Origin of the sequence: Nitrospirillum bahiense, from assembly GCF_007828025.1 — a bacterium.
GTDB classification, from domain to species: Bacteria; Pseudomonadota; Alphaproteobacteria; order Azospirillales; family Azospirillaceae; genus Nitrospirillum; species Nitrospirillum amazonense.
Genome location: NZ_VITO01000053.1, coordinates 1 through 1170, shown reverse-complemented (window position 1 = coordinate 1170; position 1170 = coordinate 1). Strand labels below are relative to the sequence as shown.

At 64.1% G+C, this 1170-nt stretch carries 1 protein-coding gene; it reads left to right on the top strand.

The window, feature by feature from the left end:
* Positions 1-92: 92 nt before the first annotated feature.
* Positions 93-1153 (top strand): IS630 family transposase gene (locus tag FBZ88_RS30065; RefSeq protein WP_145620665.1). Its coding sequence is split into 2 segments (ribosomal slippage): positions 93-585 and positions 585-1153, totalling 1062 coding nucleotides; the frame shifts between segments, so codons are not numbered across the junction.
* The last annotated feature ends 17 nt before the right edge of the window (positions 1154-1170 follow it).

Here is a 1170-nt window from a genome sequence, read left to right as displayed (position 1 = left end):
ATACCAAGGAGCGCTGATGGCGACTCTCACTGAGGGGATTCCCTTCAGGCGGATTTTCTGATTCACCAGAGCAAGCACAGAGGAGGCTTGCGATGGGTTCGGCAGTCGAGGTTCGTTCGGATTATTCAGCGGCGGCCTTGCGCCAATTCGCCCGCCGATGCGGCGATGCTGATCAGGTTCGGCGGTTGTTGGCCCTGGCGGAGATCCTCGACGGCCGGAGCCGGGGTGAAGCAGCCAGGACGGCCGGCGTGACGTTGCAGATCGTGCGGGATTGGGTCCTTCGTTTCAACGCGGATGGCCCGGACGGCCTGGCGACACGCAAGGCGCCCGGCAAGGCGCCGCTGCTGAGCGATATACAGCGCGCGCGCCTGGCAGCGGCCGTCGAAGCCGGGCCGATCCCGGCCGTGCACGGCGTCGTGCGCTGGCGGCTTATCGATCTGGCCCAGTTGCTGTGGGACGAGTTCGGCGTGTCGGTGACGCGCTTCACCCTTGGCCGCGAACTGCGCGCGCTGGGCTATCGCAAGCTCTCGGCCCGGCCGCGCCATCGCGGCCAGAAGCCCGAAGACATCACTGATTTTAAAAAACCTTCCCAGCCCGCCTGGCGGACATCCGGCGCCACCTCCCGCCGGGAACGCCGATAGAAGTGTGGTGGCAGGACGAGGCCCGGATCGGCCAGCAGACCGAGCTCACCCGGCGTTGGGCCAGGATTGGCACCAGGCCATCAGCCCCGAAGGACCAGCGCCGGGCCTCCGCTTGGATCTTCGGTGCGATCTGCCCCGCCGAGGGTAAAGGTGCCGGCATCGTCATGCCCAGATGCAACACCGCCGCGATGAACCGCCATCTCCAGGAAATCGCCGTTCACGTCGCGCCAGGAGCGCAAGCTCTCCTCATCCTCGATCAGGCCGGTTGGCATAGATCGGCCGAACTCATCGTGCCGGCCAACATTACGCTCATGCCCTTGCCGCCCCGCTGCCCGGAACTCAACCCCGTCGAGAACCTCTGGCAGTTCATCCGCGACAACTGGCTCTCAAATCGCATCTTCCAGAACTATGACGACATCGTCGAGCACTGCTGTCACGCCTGGAACAAACTCGTCGAACAGCCTTACCGCATCATGTCCATTGGACTTCGACGCTGGGCACATGGGTCGTAATTAATGCTCGTTGGTAT